This window comes from Shimia biformata (genome assembly GCF_016888515.1).
Classification (GTDB): domain Bacteria; phylum Pseudomonadota; class Alphaproteobacteria; order Rhodobacterales; family Rhodobacteraceae; genus Shimia_A; species Shimia_A biformata.
Genome location: NZ_JAFEJK010000001.1, coordinates 1572437 through 1592092, shown reverse-complemented (window position 1 = coordinate 1592092; position 19656 = coordinate 1572437). Strand labels below are relative to the sequence as shown.

At 62.9% G+C, this 19656-nt stretch carries 19 protein-coding genes; 15 read left to right on the top strand and 4 right to left on the bottom strand.

The features are described 5' to 3' along the window. The first annotated feature begins 204 nt into the window (after positions 1–204). From pepN to JQ863_RS07635, 6 genes are all read left to right on the top strand, one after another. Positions 205–2760 carry an aminopeptidase N gene (pepN, locus tag JQ863_RS07660; protein WP_204113703.1) on the top strand — a complete coding sequence of 852 codons (2556 nt, stop codon included), beginning with the start codon at positions 205–207 and terminating at the stop codon, positions 2758–2760. Between the two features lie 3 nt (positions 2761–2763). Further along, positions 2764–3501 carry a glucose 1-dehydrogenase gene (locus tag JQ863_RS07655; RefSeq protein ID WP_204113701.1) on the top strand — a complete coding sequence of 246 codons (738 nt, stop codon included), beginning with the start codon at positions 2764–2766 and terminating at the stop codon, positions 3499–3501. Next, the gene (locus tag JQ863_RS07650) at positions 3501–3941 is read left to right on the top strand and encodes a hypothetical protein (RefSeq protein ID WP_204113700.1); all 441 of its coding nucleotides are present in this window, start codon (positions 3501–3503) and stop codon (positions 3939–3941) included. The genes JQ863_RS07655 and JQ863_RS07650 overlap by 1 nt, the downstream gene beginning before the upstream one ends. A 111-nt stretch (positions 3942–4052) precedes the next feature. Next, entirely contained in the window at positions 4053–5366 is a 1314-nt protein-coding gene (locus JQ863_RS07645) for a hypothetical protein (protein WP_204113699.1), read from the top strand. A gap of 89 nt (positions 5367–5455) precedes the next feature. Next, a complete protein-coding gene (gene gatB / locus JQ863_RS07640) occupies positions 5456–6967 on the top strand; it encodes an Asp-tRNA(Asn)/Glu-tRNA(Gln) amidotransferase subunit GatB (RefSeq protein WP_204113698.1) in 1512 nt (503 codons plus the stop codon). Between the two features lie 89 nt (positions 6968–7056). Beyond that, the gene (locus JQ863_RS07635; protein WP_204113697.1) at positions 7057–7482 is read left to right on the top strand and encodes a nuclear transport factor 2 family protein; all 426 of its coding nucleotides are present in this window, start codon (positions 7057–7059) and stop codon (positions 7480–7482) included. A gap of 19 nt (positions 7483–7501) precedes the next feature. Here the strand turns inward: JQ863_RS07635 and JQ863_RS07630 are convergent, their stop codons facing one another. Beyond that, entirely contained in the window at positions 7502–7792 is a 291-nt protein-coding gene (locus JQ863_RS07630; RefSeq protein WP_204113696.1) for a hypothetical protein, read from the bottom strand. 127 nt (positions 7793–7919) lie between these two features. On the opposite strand from JQ863_RS07630, the gene JQ863_RS07625 reads away from it, so the two are divergent. Together JQ863_RS07625 and JQ863_RS07620 are read left to right on the top strand one after the other, a co-directional pair. Then, positions 7920–8444 (top strand): thioesterase family protein, encoded by a 525-nt coding sequence (locus JQ863_RS07625; RefSeq protein WP_420826267.1) that lies wholly within the window; start codon positions 7920–7922, stop codon positions 8442–8444. Positions 8445–8526: 82 nt separating this feature from the next. Further along, positions 8527–8955, top strand: a complete 429-nt coding sequence (locus JQ863_RS07620) for a DUF4177 domain-containing protein (protein WP_204113695.1) — start codon at positions 8527–8529, stop codon at positions 8953–8955. Between the two features lie 38 nt (positions 8956–8993). On the opposite strand, the gene JQ863_RS07615 is transcribed toward JQ863_RS07620, so the two are convergent. Next, positions 8994–9251 carry a BolA family protein gene (locus JQ863_RS07615; RefSeq protein ID WP_204113694.1) on the bottom strand — a complete coding sequence of 86 codons (258 nt, stop codon included), beginning with the start codon at positions 9249–9251 and terminating at the stop codon, positions 8994–8996. A 74-nt stretch (positions 9252–9325) separates the two neighbouring features. Between JQ863_RS07615 and JQ863_RS07610 the strand changes: the two genes are divergently transcribed. Together JQ863_RS07610 and JQ863_RS07605 are read left to right on the top strand one after the other, a co-directional pair. Further along, entirely contained in the window at positions 9326–9955 is a 630-nt protein-coding gene (locus tag JQ863_RS07610) for a DnaJ domain-containing protein (RefSeq protein ID WP_204113693.1), read from the top strand. Positions 9956–10123: 168 nt separating this feature from the next. Next, positions 10124–10798, top strand: a complete 675-nt coding sequence (locus JQ863_RS07605; protein ID WP_204113692.1) for an SGNH/GDSL hydrolase family protein — start codon at positions 10124–10126, stop codon at positions 10796–10798. Positions 10799–10804: 6 nt separating this feature from the next. Here the strand turns inward: JQ863_RS07605 and msrB are convergent, their stop codons facing one another. Continuing rightward, on the bottom strand, positions 10805–11269 hold the full coding sequence (gene msrB / locus JQ863_RS07600; protein ID WP_204113691.1) for a peptide-methionine (R)-S-oxide reductase MsrB: 465 nt from the start codon (positions 11267–11269) through the stop codon (positions 10805–10807). Positions 11270–11448: 179 nt separating this feature from the next. Here msrB and cobS point away from each other — a divergent pair, with 179 nt between their 5' ends. The 5 genes from cobS (at position 11449) to JQ863_RS07575 (ending at position 17949) form a co-directional block, all read left to right on the top strand. Then, a complete protein-coding gene (gene cobS / locus JQ863_RS07595) occupies positions 11449–12435 on the top strand; it encodes a cobaltochelatase subunit CobS (RefSeq protein ID WP_204113690.1) in 987 nt (328 codons plus the stop codon). A gap of 130 nt (positions 12436–12565) precedes the next feature. Next, the gene (cobT, locus tag JQ863_RS07590) at positions 12566–14440 is read left to right on the top strand and encodes a cobaltochelatase subunit CobT (protein ID WP_204113689.1); all 1875 of its coding nucleotides are present in this window, start codon (positions 12566–12568) and stop codon (positions 14438–14440) included. Between the two features lie 74 nt (positions 14441–14514). Then, complete coding sequence (locus JQ863_RS07585; protein ID WP_204113688.1) at positions 14515–16314, top strand: aminopeptidase P family protein; 1800 nt, start codon at positions 14515–14517, stop codon at positions 16312–16314. An 84-nt stretch (positions 16315–16398) separates the two neighbouring features. Beyond that, the gene (locus JQ863_RS07580) at positions 16399–16743 is read left to right on the top strand and encodes a DUF427 domain-containing protein (RefSeq protein WP_204115090.1); all 345 of its coding nucleotides are present in this window, start codon (positions 16399–16401) and stop codon (positions 16741–16743) included. 150 nt (positions 16744–16893) lie between these two features. Continuing rightward, on the top strand, positions 16894–17949 hold the full coding sequence (locus JQ863_RS07575; protein WP_204113687.1) for a Hint domain-containing protein: 1056 nt from the start codon (positions 16894–16896) through the stop codon (positions 17947–17949). On the opposite strand, the gene JQ863_RS07570 is transcribed toward JQ863_RS07575, so the two are convergent. After that, positions 17946–19634, bottom strand: a complete 1689-nt coding sequence (locus JQ863_RS07570) for a chloride channel protein (protein WP_204113686.1) — start codon at positions 19632–19634, stop codon at positions 17946–17948. The two genes, JQ863_RS07575 and JQ863_RS07570, sit on opposite strands and share 4 nt — an antisense overlap. Between the last annotated feature and the right edge of the window lie 22 nt (positions 19635–19656).

The following is a 19656-nucleotide window of genomic DNA, read 5'->3' as shown; positions in this document are numbered from 1 at the left end:
TTGATTTTCAAGAAAACGAGAGGACGGTTTCAGTGCTGAAAAGATAATCACCTGAATAGGCGGTTTGCCATTTCGTCACGCCCGGCGGCCCGCCGGGTAGCAGCCCCCGCCGGGGCTATGCTGCACTCATCAACAAAAAGCCCACCTTGCAGCCCTGCGCCGATCTTCCTAACGTGCCGGGCGATCCAACGACGAGGAAACCAGATGCGCGACGCTGCCCCAAAGACGATCTATCTCAAGGATTACACCCCCTTTGGCTTCCTGATTGACGGGGTCGAGTTGACGTTCCGCCTGTCGCCCGGCGCCACGCGTGTCCTGTCGAAAATCCGTTTCCGTCCCAATCCCGATGCCACCGACACGCGGTTTTTCCTGCATGGGGAAGACCTGACACTGATCTCGGCGGCGGTTGACGGCCGCCCCGTCACTCCGCGCATCGTTGAGGGCGGGATCGAGCTTGACGCGCCCGACGCCCCGTTCACCTGGGAAGCCGAGGTCGAGATCGACCCCAAGGGCAACACCGCGCTTGAGGGGCTCTATATGTCCAACGGCATGTATTGCACCCAATGCGAGGCCGAAGGCTTCCGCAAGATCACCTTCTACCCTGACCGCCCCGACGTGATGGCCACGTTCAAGGTGCGGATCGAGGGGGACGAACCGGTGATGCTGTCCAACGGCAATCCCGGCGCATCCGGCCCCGGTTTTGCCGAATGGCACGACCCCTGGCCCAAGCCCGCCTATCTGTTCGCGCTGGTCGCCGGTGATCTGGTCAACCACCCCGACACATTCACCACCATGTCCGGCAAAGAGGTCGAATTGAACATCTGGGTCCGTCCGGGTGACGAGGGCAAATGCGCCTTTGGCATGGACGCGCTGAAACGGTCGATGAAATGGGACGAGGATGTCTATGGCCGCGAATATGACCTGGACATCTTCAATATCGTCGCCGTCGATGATTTCAACATGGGCGCGATGGAGAACAAGGGGCTGAACGTCTTTAACTCGTCCTGCGTTCTGGCCAGCCCCGAGACCTCGACCGACATGAATTTCGAGCGGATCGAAGCGATCATCGCGCATGAGTATTTTCACAACTGGACCGGCAACCGCATCACCTGTCGCGATTGGTTCCAGCTGTGTCTGAAAGAGGGGCTGACCGTGTTCCGCGACCAGCAGTTCACCTCGGACATGCGCTCGGCCCCGGTGAAGCGGATCGACGATGTTCTGTCCCTGCGCGCCCGTCAGTTCCCCGAAGACAATGGCCCCTTGTCGCATCCCGTGAGGCCGGAAAGCTTTCAGGAAATCAACAACTTCTACACCGCGACCGTCTATGAGAAAGGCGCCGAGGTGATCGGAATGCTGAAGCGACTGGTCGGGGATGAGGGCTACGCCAAGGCGCTGGACCTCTATTTCGACCGCCACGACGGGGATGCCGCCACGATCGAGGACTGGCTTCAGGTGTTCGAGGATGCCACGGGCCGCGACCTGACCCAGTTCAAGCGCTGGTATGCGCAATCCGGCACCCCGCGCGTCACCGTGCGCGAGGCGTGGGACGATAAAGGCACCTTCACCCTGCACCTGTCGCAGCACACCAAGCCAACACCGGGTCAGGACCAGAAACTGCCGCAGGTGATCCCGGTGGCGGTTGGCCTTCTCAATCCCAATGGAGACGAGGTCGTGCCGACGCGGATGCTGGAACTGACCGAGGCGGAACAGTCCTTTACCTTCGATGGGCTGTCGGCGCGCCCGATCCCGTCGGTCCTGCGCGGCTTCTCGGCGCCCGTGATCCTTGAGCAGGAGATCGACAATGACCGCCGCGCCTTCCTTCTGGCGCATGATACCGATCCCTTCAACCGGTGGGAGGCGGGGCGCGATCTGGCCCGCGATACGCTGATCTCGATGATCCGCGAGGGTGCGGCGCCCAATCCGGCCTATCTGGAAGGGCTGCGCGCGGTGATGCGGGATGACACGCTGGACGCCGCCTATCGCGCATTGATGCTTGGCCAGCCAACGCAATCTGAGCTGGCGGGTATCCTGTTTGACACCGGCACTACCCCGGACCCCGAGGCGATCCACGTCGCATCGGAAGCCCTGCGCGATGCCAAGGCACAGGCGCTGTCCGACCTGCTGCCGGGGCTTTACGACAAAAACCAGGTCGACGGCCCCTATTCCCCGGATGCCGACAGCGCCGGCAAGCGCAGCCTTGCCAATGCCGCCCTGTCGCTTCTGACCCGGCTGGATGGCGGCGCGGCGGCACAGGCACAGTATGACAGCGCCGACAACATGACCCTGCAACTGGCGGCGCTGGGGGCGCTTCTCGATGCCGGCAAGGGGGACGCCGCCCTGACCGCGTTCGAAGACCAGTGGCGGCATGACCGGCTGGTCATGGACAAGTGGTTCTCGCTTCAGATCGTGTATACCAAACCCGATGACGTGGCGGCGACCACCGAACGGCTGACACGACATGCCGATTTCGACATGAAAAACCCCAACCGCTTCCGCGCTGTCTTTGGCGCGCTGGCCATGTCCCATGCCGGGTTCCACTATGCCAGCGGCGCGGGGTATGACCTGCTGGCGGACTGGTTGATCCGGCTGGACCCGCTGAACCCGCAGACCACGGCGCGCATGTGTTCCGCCTTCCAGACCTGGACACGCTATGACGACAGCCGTCAGGCTCACGCAAAGGCCGCGCTGGAGCGGATCGCGGGACAGGCCAGCCTCAGCCGCGATACGACCGAGATGGTCAGCCGCATCCTGAAAGGATAACCCATGCGCCCCATCTGTCTGATCACCGGAGCCAGCGCCGGCATTGGCGCCACCACCGCGCGCATGGCCGCGCCGGATTTCGACCTTGTCCTGACCTATCGCGCGGATCGTGACGGTGCCCGGAAGGTGGCCGGGGACGCAGAGGCCAGGGGCGCGCGGGTCGAGGTTCTGCAAGTGGACGTGGCCGACCCCGAAGCGATCGACGTGCTGTTTGAGGCCATTGCCGACCGGTTCGGGCGGCTGGATGCGCTGGTCAACAATGCCGGGATCGTCGATGTCGCCACCACGGTGACGGGCATGGACCATGCCCGCCTGCGTCGCATGTTCGACGTCAACGTGATCGGCGCCTTCCTTGTCGCGGGCAAGGCGGCGGCGATGATGCAGGCGGGTGGCAGGGGTGGTGCCATCGTCAATATCTCGTCCATCGCGGCCAAGATCGCCTCGCCCAACCAATACGTGGACTATGCCGCCTCGAAAGCGGCCATCGATACGCTGACCAAGGGCATGGCGGTGGAGTTGGGGCCGGACAATATCCGCGTCAACGCCGTGCGCCCCGGCATCATCGAGACCGAGATCCACGCCAAGGGCGGCCAGCCCAACCGCGCTGCCGAACTGGGCCCATCCGCCCCGCTTGGCCGAGCTGGAACGCCTGATGAGGTGGCCGAGGCGATCCTGTTCCTGTTGTCGGACAAGGCGTCTTTCATCACCGGGGAAACGCTGGACGTGGGCGGTGGCCGCTGATGCCTGAGATCGCGCCAGAGACGCTGGAACACGTCAATTACGGCCGCAACAAGCGGTCTATCATTGCCACTGCTGCGGCCCTGGCGTTTCTGGCGTTCCTCTATTCGGTCGGCACCTCGCCCTGGATTCTGGGGTTTCTGTCGCTTTTCGTGCTGCCCGCGCTGATCGACGTCCTGCTGAACCCGGTCTCGACCCTGACCATGGACGCCACCGACCTGCGCTGGAAAAGCGTTTTGCAGGAAGGGCGCGTGCCGCTCTCAGAGATCGCACTTGTCCGCATGGACACGCGCTGGGACGTCTCGGTGCGGGTGACTTTGACCCTGACGGACGGCAAGAAACTGCGCCTGCCGCATGACGTGACACCGAACAACAAGCTGTTGGAACAGGCGCTGGCCGCGCGTGGGATCAAGACGGAACGCCACCATTTCCGCGTGATCTGATCGCACCCCTGCCCCCAAACAATCCGCAGTTTTCCAACTTGGTGCCACGTTTCGGCCCGATTGCACGTCGATAACTGACAGTCGAGGCAGTCGAGTCGAGTTTTTTACGGTATGAACGGTTTTACCCAACGCGCAAAATCCATCCTGGGTCGTATTCCCCGCACATCTGGCGGCGACGACGCACCGACGCAATCCACCGCGTCGCGCAAGGATTCCGCGACTGGACCGCAGAACGCAGATCCGGGAAAACCGCGTGATTTCAGATCCGTACAGGGTCAGATCGACATTCCGGTCAATGACGCGACCCCCGACCAGGTGGAAAGCGCCGCCTGCCAGGAAAAAGGGCAGTTCCTTGCCCGCCAGGACCGCTGGGACGACCTTTCCGACATGATTGCCGAGGCTGACGAAGCCCGCGCTGCCACGACATCGGGCACTCCGGTTGCCGAACTGCTCGCCTATGGCGCCAGGTCCGATGTCGTTCGCGCAGCCGAGCATTCGCTGCTGCACGGATTGCCCGCCAAAGGGTCCGATTTCTTTTCGGGCATCGAGGCACTTGAGATGGTCCTGCAGGACGAGCCCGACGACTACCCGCTCGCGCTGGTCGTGGCGCATATGCATATCGACGTCGGCTGGGCATGGCGTGGGGCGGGGTCGACCGACCACAACTCGGAGATCAACCGCGACGCGTTCGAGGCACATTTCGATCGGGCACGTGATATCCTGATGCCCTTCTGTCCACTGGAACTGGATTCGCCCGCCCTGGCCGCTGCCCGCTGCGCGCTTTTGCCGAGCGACCCAAATCCGCAACGCACGTTGGTCAAGAATTTCGAAGACCTGATCGGGCTTGACGCGACCAACCCGCGCCACATGCGCATCATGGGCAAGTTCCTGCTACCGCGCTGGTTCGGGGACTATCAGAAACTGGACCTGGAGGCCCGCCGCATCGCTGCCCAGACCTTCGAGACATGGGGCGCCGGTGGCTATGCCTGGGTCTGGTTCGACGCGCTTCTGATCGACCCCCTGGGGTTCGCCGCGGTCGAGATCGACTATTTCCTGGACGGAATCCGCGACATCCTTGCGCGCGAGACCGACCAGCATGTCGCCAACCTTCTGGCGGCGCATCTGTTCCGCAGCTGGCATATCGCGCGCGAACAGTATCACGAAAGCGGGCTGCGCCCCGACCTCGCGCCGTCGATCCGGCGCAGCTTTGAAACCGTCGTGACCGAGCGCCTGCGCGAGGTGCACCCGCTGGTCTGGGGGCACGCCGAATTCGGCTTTGAGAACAACGCCCGCGTGACCTCGCTTGAACGGCTGGCCCGCAAGGGTCGCGAGATCGCGCTGAATGCCGTTGCCCTGCCCTTTGCCGGCGGGTTGCAGGCCGGCAAGACGGTGCATTTCGACGAAAACGGCGTCTATATCGCCTGAACTCGATGGGCGGCGGGAAAACCGCCCTTGCCCGGACTTTCCCACTGTCCTAGAAGCATTTCGATTTCACGCCTGAAGGAGCGGTCGAGATGCTGGACCTGACATATGAAACCCCCAAGCCCAAGGTGATCGCGGGCGCCAAGCATGACTGGGAACTGGTCATCGGGATGGAGGTGCATGCGCAGGTTTCCTCGAACGCGAAACTGTTTTCCGGCGCCTCGACCAAATTTGGGGCCGAACCGAACGCCAATGTCGCTTTCGTCGACGCCGCGATGCCGGGCATGCTGCCGGTGATCAACGAATTCTGCGTCGAGCAGGCGGTGCGCACCGGGCTGGGGCTGAATGCCGAGATTCACCTGAAATCGGCCTTCGACCGCAAGAACTATTTCTACCCCGACCTGCCGCAGGGCTACCAAATCAGCCAGCTCTATCACCCGATCGTGGGTGAGGGCGAAATTCTGGTCGACATGGGGCCGGGTGTCGCCCGCAAGGTGCGGATCGAGCGCATCCACCTGGAACAGGATGCGGGCAAGTCGATCCACGACATGGACCCGAACATGTCCTTCGTCGACCTGAACCGCACCGGCGTCGCGCTGATGGAGATCGTTTCAAGGCCGGACATCCGCGGCCCGGAAGAAGCCGCCGCCTATGTCACCAAGCTGCGCCAGATCCTGCGTTACCTCGGCACCTGCGACGGCAACATGCAGAACGGCAACCTGCGGGCGGACGTGAACGTGTCGGTCTGTCGTCCGGGCCAGTATGAGAAATACATGGAAACGCAGGATTTCTCGCATCTCGGCACGCGTTGCGAGATCAAGAACATGAACTCGATGCGGTTCATCCAGGCAGCAATCGAATACGAAGCCCGCCGCCAGATCGCGATTGTCGAAGCGGGCGGTTCGGTCGACCAGGAAACCCGGCTTTATGACCCGGACAAGAACGAAACCCGGTCGATGCGCTCGAAGGAAGAGGCGCATGACTATCGTTATTTCCCCTGCCCCGACCTTCTGCCCTTGGAGATCGAACAGGCCTGGGTTGACGACATCAAGGCATCGCTGCCGGAACTGCCGGACCAGAAAAAGGCGCGGTTTGTCAATGACTTCGGCCTCAGCGAATATGACGCCAGCGTGCTGACCGCAGATGCCGAATCCGCCGCCTATTTCGAGGCTGTGGCCGATGGGCGCGACGGCAAGCTGGCGGCGAACTGGGTCATCAACGAGTTGTTTGGCCGTCTGAAGAAAGAAGATCACGACATCACCGAGTCGCCCGTGTCGCCCGCGCAGCTGGGGGGCATCATCGAGTTGATCTCGGCCGAGACCATCTCGGGCAAGATCGCCAAGGACCTGTTCGAGATCGTCTATACCGAAGGTGGCGACCCGGCACAGATCGTCGAAGAACGCGGCATGAAACAGGTGACCGATACCGGCGCCATCGAAGCCGCGCTGGACCAGATCATCGCCGACAACCCGGCGCAGGTCGAAAAGGCCAAAGTGAATCCGAAACTGGCGGGCTGGTTCGTTGGCCAGGTGATGAAGGCCACCGGCGGCAAGGCCAACCCGAAGGCGGTGAACGATCTGGTGCAGCAGAAACTGGGCGGCTGACCTGCGCGTCGCGTCTTGCGGCCTGCTTACCAAAAATTCACGAAACTTGGATCAGGCGTGCTACCTTTCTTTGATGAAAGGAGGGGCGCATGTCTGATCTGACGGATATCCAGGCCACGCTGGACGCGTATGCCGCCGCCTATTGCGCCAAGGATCTTGATCGTTTGATGGCCATCTTTGTCGATGGCGACGCGATTTCGCTGATTGGCACCGGAGCGGATGAGCTTTGCTCGGGGCGTGAACAGGTTGCAGCCGTTTTCGCGCGCAATTTCCGCGATGCGACGACGCATGGGTTCGACTGGGGCTGGACTGATATTTCCATTCACGGCGATGCCGCAACGGTGGCGGTAGCGCTGACCCTGTCGCTGACCGCCGGGGACAAGGACATGACCGTGCCGTTGCGTTGGACGGTCTCGCTGGTGCGCGTGGGCGGGGCATGGAAATGGGTCCACCGACATGCATCCGTGGCGGCAGGCGGGCAGGAAAAGGGAACGGCTTACCCGACCGCCAAATAGTCAGTTTCTTGCACCGTGGTCACGCAACCAGCGCGTCCGTCCGTTGCTCTCTGGCCAGGCGCTGGCGCAGGTCGGCAATCAGCCGCAGTTGTTCGCTCCGCTCGCCGTGATCGCGCAACCCGCGCAGACCCGCTTCGGCAGCGGACAATTGCGCCCGCAGCGCCATTGCCGCGGGGCGCAGATTGGCGCGGGTCATGATCCGGGCGACAAGCGGCGGTTGATCCCGATTGTCGCTGCCCGACGCCAAAAAAGCCCGCATTGCTTCGGGGCTCAGCGCCTGTTCGATGACGTTAACTGCTCTTTGGGTCATATCGGTTTCTCACTTGCGACCATTCTGACGGGGATGTGGGAAGCGACAGCCGATTCCCCAAATCCATAAGCCAATTCCTGCCGCAAAAGGCTTGATCCCCCGTTAACGCTGCCCATTGCGCTTGGGCGTGCCCCGCGTCATGTTTGTCGACGTGATGAAGGATCAAGACACCAAAACCCCCGCCCCGATCATGTCGGACGTTCTGGTTGTCGAGCCGCAATGGATCGACTGGAACGGACACCTGAACATGGCCTATTACAACGTCCTGTTCGACCGGGGCGCGGATCAGGCCTTTGCCCGGTTCGGCATCACGCCAGAGTACCTCAAACGCGGGTTCTCGACCTTTTCGGCGGAATTCCACGTCTGCTATCTGCGCGAAATCCACGAGGGCGCGAAGGTCCGGGTCAGCTTTCAGCTTCTGGACCATGACGACAAACGGTTCCATTTCTTCCAGGAAATGATCCACGAGGACGGCTGGGTCTCGGCCACGGGTGAGGGGCTGGGGCTGCATATCGACATGTCCGGTCCCCGCGTCGCCCCCTTCCCCGAGGACGTGGCGCAAAAGGTCAAGGCCATGATGGACGAACACGCCGCCCTGCCATGGCCGGACCGCGCGGGCCGCAAGATCGGCATCCCGCGCAAGGGCAAATAAGCCCCCGTTTCCGGTTTCGACAAGACTTTGGCGACAGGGCTGCTATAAGGCCCGGGTTGAAGCACAGGTAATTGATCGACAGATGACAGTTTACGAATACAAGGTCGTGCCCGCGCCGATGAAGGGCAAGAAGGCCAAGGGTATCAAGACCGCCGAAGACCGGTTTGCCTTTGCGCTAGAGGACGTGATGAACCAGATGGCCGCCGATGGCTGGGAGTTTCAGCGCTCTGAGACGCTGCCGTCACAAGAGCGCAGCGGTCTGACCTCGTCCACCACCCAGTTCCGCAGCGTGATGGTGTTCCGCCGTCCCAGCAGCGACGACATCTCGGGGTTTGAGCCCAGGGTTCTCGACATGCCAGACGTCGCCAAGCTTGCCGCGCCCGAGGGGGACGGGGACAGTGCAAGCGATGGCGAGAACGGCACACTGATCCTCAGGCACCCGACCAAGACGGGCGATGGCCCGCAGACATCGGATGACGCGCCCGACAATCAGGACACCGCCAAGGGCTGAGGCCCGCCCCCACGAGTGCATGGCCCCTGCCCGTCGGGTCACTCACCGATATCGAGCGACAGCGCGTGGATACGCCCGACCAGATCCGGCCCGAGGGCCGCATGGACCGCGCGATGGCGGGCGATGCGGGATTGGCCGGCAAAGGCGCCGCTGCGGATGCGCACGTTGAAATGGCTTTCCCCGCCTTCCTGATACCCGGCATGACCGCGATGCCGTTCACTGTCGTCGACGACCTCCAACTCACTGGGAGAAAACGCCTTTTCCAATGCTGTGCGGATTTCCTCTGTCACGCTCATTTTTTTGCCCGATCCCTCTTCAATCTGTCGGTCATTAGATTAAACTGCCCGCTCCGAGTCGAAAAGGTGAGTTGATGCGTAAACCAGATCCCTTCGGTTTCGATATGTCGGTCTCGTCGGCCAAGAAGAAAAACCCGCGCGGACGGCGGGGGATGTCGGGCGAGTCCGAGACCTCGACCCGTGTGTGCGAACACGAGGGCTGTAACGAGCCGGGCAAGTTCCGTGCGCCGCGCGCGCCGGACGTGCTGGATGATTATTTGTGGTTCTGCAAGGACCACGTGCGCGAGTATAACCAGAAGTGGAGCTTCTTCGACGGCACCACCGAGGCCGAGATGAACGCCCAGATGTCCAAGGACAAGGTCTGGGAACGCACCACGCGACCGATGGGTGACCCCGAAGCACGTGCATGGGCACGGCTTGGGATCGAAGACCCGCACCAGGTTCTGGGGGCAAATGCCACGCAGAACCCCGGCAAATCCGCAGGCGGCGGCAGCGGGCGGCGCCTGCCCCCGACCGAGCGGCGCGCGATCGAGATTCTGGAAGCCAAGGACAACTGGACCAAGGCCGAGGTGCGCAAGGCCTACAAGAAGCTTATCAAGATCCTGCACCCGGACATGAATGGCGGCGACCGCAGCCAGGAAGAACAACTGCAAGAAGTGGTCTGGGCCTGGGACCAGATCAAGGAAAGCCGCAACTTCAAGTGACCCGTGACGGGTCGCCCCTGTTCCAAACGCATTTCAAGGCCCCCGGCGCGGGGCCTTTTTCCTGCCCGCCTTGCCGGATGCCGGGATTGGCCCGCCTTGATCTTGGCGCGTGCTGCGTCATGTCCCTTCAAAAGGGCACGCGACCTGCCCGGATCGAAAGGGAGACCAATGCGTGTTCTGGCAAGCGTGATGCTGATCCTTGGCCTTGTGGCCTGCGGTCCGGCGCCGACCAGCCGGTCAGGAGGAGATATCCTTGTTATCGGCGACTCTGTCATGGCCTGGAACAAGGGCTTGGGTGCGGATATCGGCAGCGTGATCGGAGAGAGGCTGACCCGCAGCGTGGTCAACCGCGCCGTGGGTGGTGCCCGCATTCGCGCCGGTGGCGGCGCGTCGCTGATTGGTCTCAGCATTCCAGAACAGCTGACAGCTGGCGCGTGGGACTGGGTGGTCATGAACGGGGCGGCCAATGATCTTGGCTTCAATTGCGGCTGCACCAGATGCGCAGATGAGATCGAAGCGCTGATCTCGGCCGACGGGACGCGCGGCGACATTCCCGACCTGATTGCGCGGGCGGAAGCACAGGGCGCACATGTCTTGTGGATGGGATATTACGCGGCCCCGAACTCAACCGCATTTCCGGGCTGCCGCCCCGGTCTGGTCGAAATCGAAAGGCGCATTTCGCGGCTGGCGGCGGCCCGTCCCGGCCTGATCTTCGTGGATGCCGAAGACATATTTGACCCGCCGGATCCGACGCTGTTTGCAAGCGACAGGACCCATCCCTCGGTCAAAGGCTCAGCGATAATCGGCACCTATTTGGCGGACGTCATCGCCCGGCACTCTTGACCCGGCTCAACCGGGAACAAACACCAGGCTGACCCCATTGATGCAATGGCGTTTGCCCGTGGGCTTGGGGCCATCATCGAAGATATGCCCCAGATGCGATCCGCAACGGCGGCAATGACATTCGGTATGCACCCCCCAGAAGGTGCGGTCGGGCTTGGTCTCGATCGCGTTTGGCAGCGCCTTCCAGAAGCTGGGCCAACCGGTGCCGCTGTCATATTTGTGGCGGCTCGAATAAAGCGGCAGATCGCAGCCCCGGCACAGGTAGCGACCGGGGCGGGTTTCCTTGTCCAGCGGAGATGACCCGGCCTTTTCCGTGCCTTCCTTGCGCATGACCTTGAACTGAAGCGGGGTCAGCATCGCGCGCCATTCGGCGTCGGTGCGGGTGATTTCGAACGGGGCGGCCAGCGCCCGCCCCCCGGTGAAAGGCAGGCAGGCGGCCGAGGACGCAAACAGAAACAGGCGACGGTTCATCGGGACATACTCCGGGCTTTGCCAGCACTGTGGCGCAGGCCGCAAAGCCACGCAAATGACGCTTCTGCACGAGCATGTGAGAAATGCTGCAACGCCACGTCCCGCTTCCCCTTGTGATCCGGCGCGATATGTTGCACCAACACCGGGTTGAAGCCCGCATACGATAAAGGACAGGACGAATGGCTGATGGCATGATCGACGTCAACGCGAAACCAACCGAGGAAATCTCGGTCCGCGAGGTCTTTGGCATCGACACCGACATGAAGGTGAAGGGCTTTGCAGAAAAGAACGCGCGCGTGCCGGACGAGGATTCGACCTACAAGTTCGACCCCGATACGACGCTGGCGATCCTGGCCGGGTTCAGCCACAACCGCCGGGTCATGATCCAGGGCTATCACGGCACCGGCAAGTCGACCCATATCGAGCAGGTCGCGGCGCGGCTGAACTGGCCTGCGGTGCGGGTGAACCTTGACAGCCACATTTCCCGGATCGACCTGATCGGCAAGGACGCGATCAAGCTGCGCGACGGCAAGCAGGTGACCGAGTTCCACGAAGGCATCCTGCCCTGGGCGCTGCGCAACCCGACCGCCATCGTGTTCGACGAATATGACGCGGGCCGCGCGGACGTGATGTTCGTGATACAGCGGGTTCTGGAGCATGACGGCAAGCTGACCCTTCTGGATCAGAACGAGATCATCACCCCGCACAAGTATTTCCGCCTGTTCGCCACCGCCAACACGGTGGGCCTCGGCGACACGACGGGGCTTTACCACGGCACCCAGCAGATCAACCAGGCCCAGATGGACCGCTGGTCGCTGGTGGCGACGCTGAACTATCTGTCGATCGACGCCGAAACCAATATCGTCCTGTCGAAAGCGCCGCATTACAACACCGACGCGGGCCGCAAGATGGTGCGCCAGATGGTGACTGTCGCGGACCTGACACGGACCGCATTCATGGCCGGGGACCTGTCGACAGTGATGTCGCCCCGGACGGTCATCAACTGGGCGCTGAACGCCGAGATTTTCCGCAACGTGGGCTATGCCTTCCGCCTGACGTTCCTGAACAAATGCGATGAGCTTGAGCGCGAAACCGTGGCCGAGTTCTATCAGCGCCTGTTCGACGAGGAACTGCCCGAAAGCGCGGCCAGCGTCGCGTTGATTTGAGCCACAGCGCCCGCCCCGCCCCGGTCAAGCCGGCGGTTTGCTTTCAGCAAAACGGGGCGGGCGCTTCTCGCCACCCCGCGGGCCGGCGCTGCCTTCCCAGCAAGCCCGGCGATAGGATACGGTTAGACGCATGAAGAAACCCAGCGACAACCCCGCCGATCCGTTCAAGAAGGCCCTGGCCGAGGCGACCAAGGTCATCGCCGACAATTCCGATCTGTCGGTGACCTATACGGTCGACCCGTCGGGCGTGTCGGGTGACTCGATGCGCCTGCCGCAGGTTTCGCGCCGGATGACGCGGGACGAGGTTCTGCTGGCCCGTGGCACGGCGGATGCGCTGGCCCTGAACCACAAGTATCACGACGGCACCACCCATGCCCGCTATGCCCCGCAGGACGGCATCGCGCGCGAGCTTTACGAGGCGATGGAAACCGCCCGTTGCGAGGCGATGGGCGCCCGCGACATGCCCGGCACCGCCACCAATATCGACGCCAAGATCGCGCATGAAGCGCGCGGGCGGGGCTATGATGGCATCACCCAGTCCAGCGATGCGCCGCTCGCGGTGGCCGCGGGATACCTGATCCGCCACCTTGCAACGGGCCGCGACCTGCCCTCGGGCGCGCAGAATGTCATGGACCTGTGGCGCGGCTTCATAGAGCAGTCGGCGGGCGACCACCTCGACGACCTCAACGCGATCCTGCATGACCAGCAGGGATTTGCGAAATTCGCCCGCCAGATCATTTCCGATCTCGGTTATGGCGACCAACTGGGCGATGATCCCGACGAGATCGACGACGAAAGCCAGGAAGAGGCCGAAGACGCCGAGGATCAGGAAGACCCCGATTCCACTGGTCAGGAAGACGCGCAGGACGACGACTCGGAGGCCAATCCCGAGCAGTCGCAGGAAGAACAGCAGGACATGACCGAGGCCCAGGTCCAGATGGACGACATGGCCGAGGACGAGCTGACCGAAGAAACCGAAATGCCCGACGGCGAGGCCCCGCTGGAGCCGCCGCCCCCGCCTCCTGTCTCTGAGGCCGACCCCGACTATCGCGTCTATGACGACAGCCATGACGAGGAAATCGCCGCCGAGGACCTTGCCGAGCCGGTCGAACTGGAACGGCTGCGGGCCTATCTGGATCAACAGCTTGAGCCGCTGAAAGGCGCGGTCAGCCGGTTGGCGAACAAGCTGCAACGCCGCCTTCAGGCGCAGCAGAACCGCAGTTGGGAATTTGACCTTGAGGAAGGCATCCTTGATGCCGGACGTCTGGCGCGGGTGGTGGCGAACCCCACGACGCCCCTGTCGTTCAAGATCGAGAAAGATACCGAGTTCCGCGACACCGTGGTGACATTGTTGCTGGACAACTCCGGCTCGATGCGCGGGCGTCCGATCTCGATTGCCGCGATCTGCGCGGATGTTCTGGCGCGGACGCTGGAACGCTGCAACGTGAAGGTCGAGATCCTTGGCTTTACCACACGGGCGTGGAAAGGCGGGCTGGCGCGTGAGAAATGGCTGAACGATGGCCGTCCGCAGACGCCGGGCCGCCTGAATGACCTGCGCCACATCATCTATAAAAAGGCCGACGCGCCCTGGCGCCGCGCCCGTCCGAACCTCGGGTTGATGATGAAAGAGGGGCTGTTGAAGGAAAACATCGACGGCGAGGCGCTGGAATGGGCGCATCGTCGGATGCTGGCCCGGCCCGAGCAGCGCAAGATTTTGATGGTGATTTCCGATGGCGCGCCGGTGGATGACTCGACCCTGTCGGTGAACCCTGCGAACTACCTCGAAAAACACCTGCGCGACGTGATCGCGATGATCGAGAAACGGAAGTTCGTCGAATTGCTGGCCATCGGCATCGGCCATGACGTCACCCGTTATTACGACCGCGCGGTGACGATCACGGATGTCGAACAGCTGGCAGGCGCGATGACCGAGCAGCTGGCGGCGCTGTTTGACACCGATCCCCGCGCGCGGGCGCGGGTCATGGGGATCAAGCGGGCCAGCTGACGTTTCCGGCTTGCACCCGCCGCGCGGTGGCCTAGCCTGCACCCCGAGTCGCATCTTCGCCTCGGGAGGCCGCAATGTTCCAGGATTTCACCGCCACCACCAACCCCAATGACGGCCCGCCGCGCCTTGCCGCGTTGCGTGCCGAGATGACGGCGGAAGGGTTGGACGGCTTTCTGGTGCCCCGTGCAGATGTGCATCAGGGCGAATATGTCGCCGCGCATGACGCGCGTCTGGCCTGGCTGACCGGGTTCACCGGGTCGGCGGGGTTCTGCGCCGCCCTGCATAATATGGCCGGGGTCTTTGTCGACGGGCGCTATCGCGTGCAGGTCAAATCGCAGGTTGCCGACGTTTTCACCCCCGTCGACTGGCCCGAAACGCGGCTTGGCCCCTGGCTGTGCCAACACCTGCCCGAAGGCGCCAAACTCGGTCTGGACCCGTGGCTGCACACGGTTTCCGAGGTCGAAACCCTGCGGCGTGACTTGGACGCGCGCGGCATCTCACTGGTGCCGGTGGACAATCTGGTCGACCGCATCTGGGACGATCAGCCGGCACCGCCACTTGCCCCTGTCACCGTGCAGCCGGTTGAATTTGCAGGCAAAAGCCATGACGAGAAGCGCAGGGAACTGGCGCAGGACCTGCGCGACGCAGGCGACAATGCAGCGGTGATCACCCTGGCCGACAGCCTGGCGTGGCTCTTGAACATCCGGGGGGGTGATATTGAACGCAACCCGGTGCCACACGGGTTTGCGATCCTTTTTGACGATGGTCGGGTCGATTTGTTCATCGCGCCGGAAAAGATCGACGGGATTGTCGACCATTTCGGCCCGGATGTCAGCCTGCACAAACCGGCATCCTTCCTGTCACGCCTGACCGATCTTGCCGGTCCGATCCGGCTGGACCGGTCCAGCGCACCATTGGCTGTCGAAGCGGCGCTTGGCTCTGCCGGAATTGAGATTTCCTATGGCAACGACCCCTGCGCCCTGCCCAAGGCGCGCAAAACCGAGGCCGAGATCGCCGGCAGCGTCGAGGCGCATCTGCGCGACGGGGCGGCGGTTTGCGAATTTCTGTCGTGGTTTGACGACAAGGCCAAAACCGGCATTACCGAGATCGACATGGTCCGTCACCTGGAAGAGTGCCGCCGCGCCACCAATGCGCTTCTGGATCTCAGCTTTGACACCATCGCGGGCAGCGGGCCGCATGGCGCGATCATGCATTACCGCGTGACCGAGGAGAGCAACCGCACCCTGACGCCCGGCGACCTCGTGGTGCTGGATTCCGGCGGGCAATACCGCGACGGCACCACCGACATCACCCGCACCCTGCCCGTCGGCGCGGTGGGGGCCGAGGAAAAGGCCGCTTTCACCCGCGTTCTGAAAGGCATGATCGCGGTCAGCCGGATGCGCTGGCCACGTGGTCTGGCGGGGTGCCATATCGAGGCGATCGGCCGCCTGCCGCTGTGGATGGCCGGGCAGGATTTCGATCACGGGCTGGGGCATGGGGTCGGTGCCTATCTGTGCGTGCATGAGGGGCCGCAGCGCCTGAGCCGTGTTTCGGATGTGCCGCTGGAGCCGGGTATGATCCTGTCGAACGAGCCGGGATATTACCGTGAAGGCGCCTTTGGCATCCGAATCGAGAACCTGATCGCTGTGGAAGAGGCCCCCGCCCTGCCCGGCGGTGACGACCACCGCCAGATGCTGCAGTTCCGCACCCTGACCTTTGCCCCCATAGACCGCCGCATGATCGACCTGTCGCTGCTTGACAGCGAGGAACGACGCTGGATCGACGAATATCATGCGACGTGCCGTCAACACCTGTCGCCGCGACTGGCAAATGACGCCGCAATGTGGTTGGATCGCGCCACCGCGCCGCTGTGACACATCGCCAATCCGGGGATGGGTGACATGATCCTGTCATGTCCCGGCGCGACGCTGGGGCATGGGCTGACGGAGGACACGGACATGGCAAAACCTATTATCATTCGCAAGGCGGACGGAAACTGGACTGTGCGCGCGGGTGGGGCCGTGATCGCCGAAAGCGCCGACGCGCTGGAACTGACCGAAGGCGACTATCCCCCGGTGATCTATTTCCCGCGCAGCGACATCGCCATGGCCTTTCTTGATGTCAGCGATTACCGCACCCACTGCAAAGACAAGGGCGACGCGTCCTATTTCTCGATCATCACCAAAAGCACGACTTTGCCCAATGCCGCCTGGAGTTACGAGACCCCGCTGGCGGATGCGGCGCGGCTGGCGGGTCATATCGCCTTTGAAAAAAGTGACACCGTGGCCGTTGAGCGGGTCTGACGACCATCCGGTCATCCACTGAAAACCTGCAGACAGCGCGCATCTATTGCCGCGTTCCATCCCAAGTGTCGCCGCATTTGGCGGACAAATTGTTGCACGACACCAAAATCTTAGGCCGGCACGTTCCGGCAGGATGGGACAAAATTCGGCATGGGCGACCTGACCTATTACGCGCGGTTCGACAGCAATTCCGCCAATAACCCGGCTTTGAACCTGACGGGCGATCCGGCGATTCTGCTGACGTTTTCGGGCTACGATATTGATGGTAACGACGGCGACCTGAACCTGGACAAACCCGGACCGGATCAGGCCGACCCCGACACCGTGGTCGTCATCGACGGCACCGCCTATGAGTTTGTATTTGAACTGTCAGGCACCCTGCCTACCCAGAAAAAGGACGGTTCGCAGCAGGTGCCGGATCAGTTCGAAGGCGATCCGGTGGTTATCATTACCATCCTCGACTATCCGACCGTCGGGACAACGTCGCGTCTGGCCTTTTTGCCCGGGCAGGATGCATCCCAGACCGAGATGGACGCCTTTGGCAACGGCGCGATCGATATCCAGTCCGTGTCGACCTCGCCGGGCCCGACGCCGGTCTGTTTCCGGGGCGGCACACATATCCTGACACTCAATGGCGAGTGCCTGGTCGAAGACCTGCGCCCCGGCGATCTTGTTCAAACGGTCGACCATGGCCCGGTGCCGGTCCTCTGGATCACCGGCAGCCGGTTCAGCGCCGCCGCCTTGCGTTTCAATGCTGATCTGCGCCCCGTTTGCATTCCCAAGGGCTCCTTTGACCCCGCTACGCCGCACCGTGACCTCTGGCTATCGCCGCAGCACAGGATCGTTCTGGCGGGTTACGGGGTCGAACTGGTCTCGGGTCACGACGAAGCCTTTGCCAGCGCACGACATGTCATGGAGCATCGCACCCAACGCGGCAGCGACGTGGTCGAGGACGTGGTTTATTATCACATGCTGCTTCCGGCTCATGCCGTGGTCCTGTCCGAGGGGCTTGCCACCGAAAGCTTTTTTCCCGGCCCGCAGGCATTGCGGCACCTGTCCGGGGACGCGCGGGCCGAGCTAGAGCAACAGTTCCCCCAATGGTGCGCCGATGAAGGTGCCTATGGGCCGATGGCGCGGCCCGTCCTGACGCAGGCCGAGGTCAGATCGGTGCTGAACATCCAGTGGTCCGATTTTCAGGCCGCCTAGCTGTGTTCCTCGGCAGCGGTCGCAGCAAGGGCGCGGTTGTATTCCTTCAGCGCATCAACATGGAACAGCGCCCCGCGCAGTTCCGGGGGTTCCCCCTTGCCCTTGATCGACACCACCGGCAGGAACCGCGCGCCCGAGGTCTCGAAGATCGGCATGGCGGTTTCCAGCGTGGCATTGGCGTCAACATAAACCCCTTCGGAAATCATGTCCCAGCAGGCAGTTTTCTCGGCGCAGCGCGGGTCCTCAAGCGGTCGCATCACGCGTGAGACGCGGAACATCGACAGCAAGTATGCCTGCGGTCCGGCGGCGACATGGACCTTGCGCCGTTCAAGCTGGGTCAGGAAGAACGACCGGTCCACCAGCCGTGACCCCAGCGCGGTCGAGATCGAGACCGAGACCATCACCGCCAGCCCGGTCTGCCAGTCGCCGGTCAGCTCAAAGACAATCAGCGTGGTCGAGATCGGCGCCCCAAGGACCGCCGCCGCCACTGCCCCCATGCCCGCCAGCGCATAAAGCGTCGTGGTGCCGGACACGTCTGGAAAGACGCTGGTGGCGATCAGGCCAAAGGCAAGACCCGTCAACGCCCCCACCATTAGCGAAGGTGAGAACACCCCTCCCCCCATGCGCCCCGCCATGGTGAATGACACTGCGATCACCTTGAGGATGGCAAAGACAATCGCCTCATGCAGGACCAGTTGCCCGGTCAGCGCGGCAGAGGTGGTTTCATAGCCGACACCGATGATGTGCGGGAACCAGATTGCCAGCCCGCCCAGCATCGCGCCCGATATCGCGGGCCGCAACCAGCGCGGCATGCCCGTGCGTGCCTGGATCTGGTTGCCCATGTCCTCGGCCCAGAAGATCGTCCACATCAGGGCGACGGCAACCAGGCCCGAAACAAAGCCCAGCATCAGGAAGGCGGGAAGCTCCTGATAAAACTCCAGCGCCGAGGTGCCGGGCAGCACGAACTCGGTCACATCGCCAAATTCCAGCCGGTTCATCACCGTGCCCGCAACGGATGCGATCACGATTGGGGCAAAGGCGTGGACGGCAAAATGGCGAAGCACAACTTCCAATGCAAACAGCGCGCCCGCGATTGGTGCATTGAAGCTTGCCGAAACTGCCGCGGCCACGGCGCAGCCCATCAGGTCGCGGGCGGTGATACCATTGGCGTTGATCCGGTTCGAAACCCAGGTCGAGATCAGCGCTGCCATATGGACCACCGGCCCCTCGCGGCCCGTCGACCCGCCCGTCGACAACGTGATCCAGGAAGACACGGCCGAGGCGATCCCGGCCTTGGTCTCGACCCGGCCTTCGCGCAGGGCCGCGCCCTCGATCACGTCAGCGACCGAGCGCACCCGCCCGTCATCGGTAAATCGGTGCAGGATCAGACCGACGGCAAGGCCACCGAGAATGGGAAACAGCAACAACAGATACCACGGCAAGGTGCCGGCATGGGTGTGCAACAGGTTGATGTCATCGGTTCGATAAACCGTCGCCTGAAGCCAGATGATCGCCTTTCGGAAGTAAAGCGCCGCAAACCCGGCGCCAATGCCAATCCCCAGCGCGATGAACCAGAACTGGATCTGGCTTGGCCCCTTGGTGACCAGGACACGCCATCCTTCGCGGCTGGTCTCAGCGGCCTGCCGCAGACTGTCTGCCAGAAACGAGCGGATCGAATTGGACATGGTGCCCCAGGGTTGCCCCGGC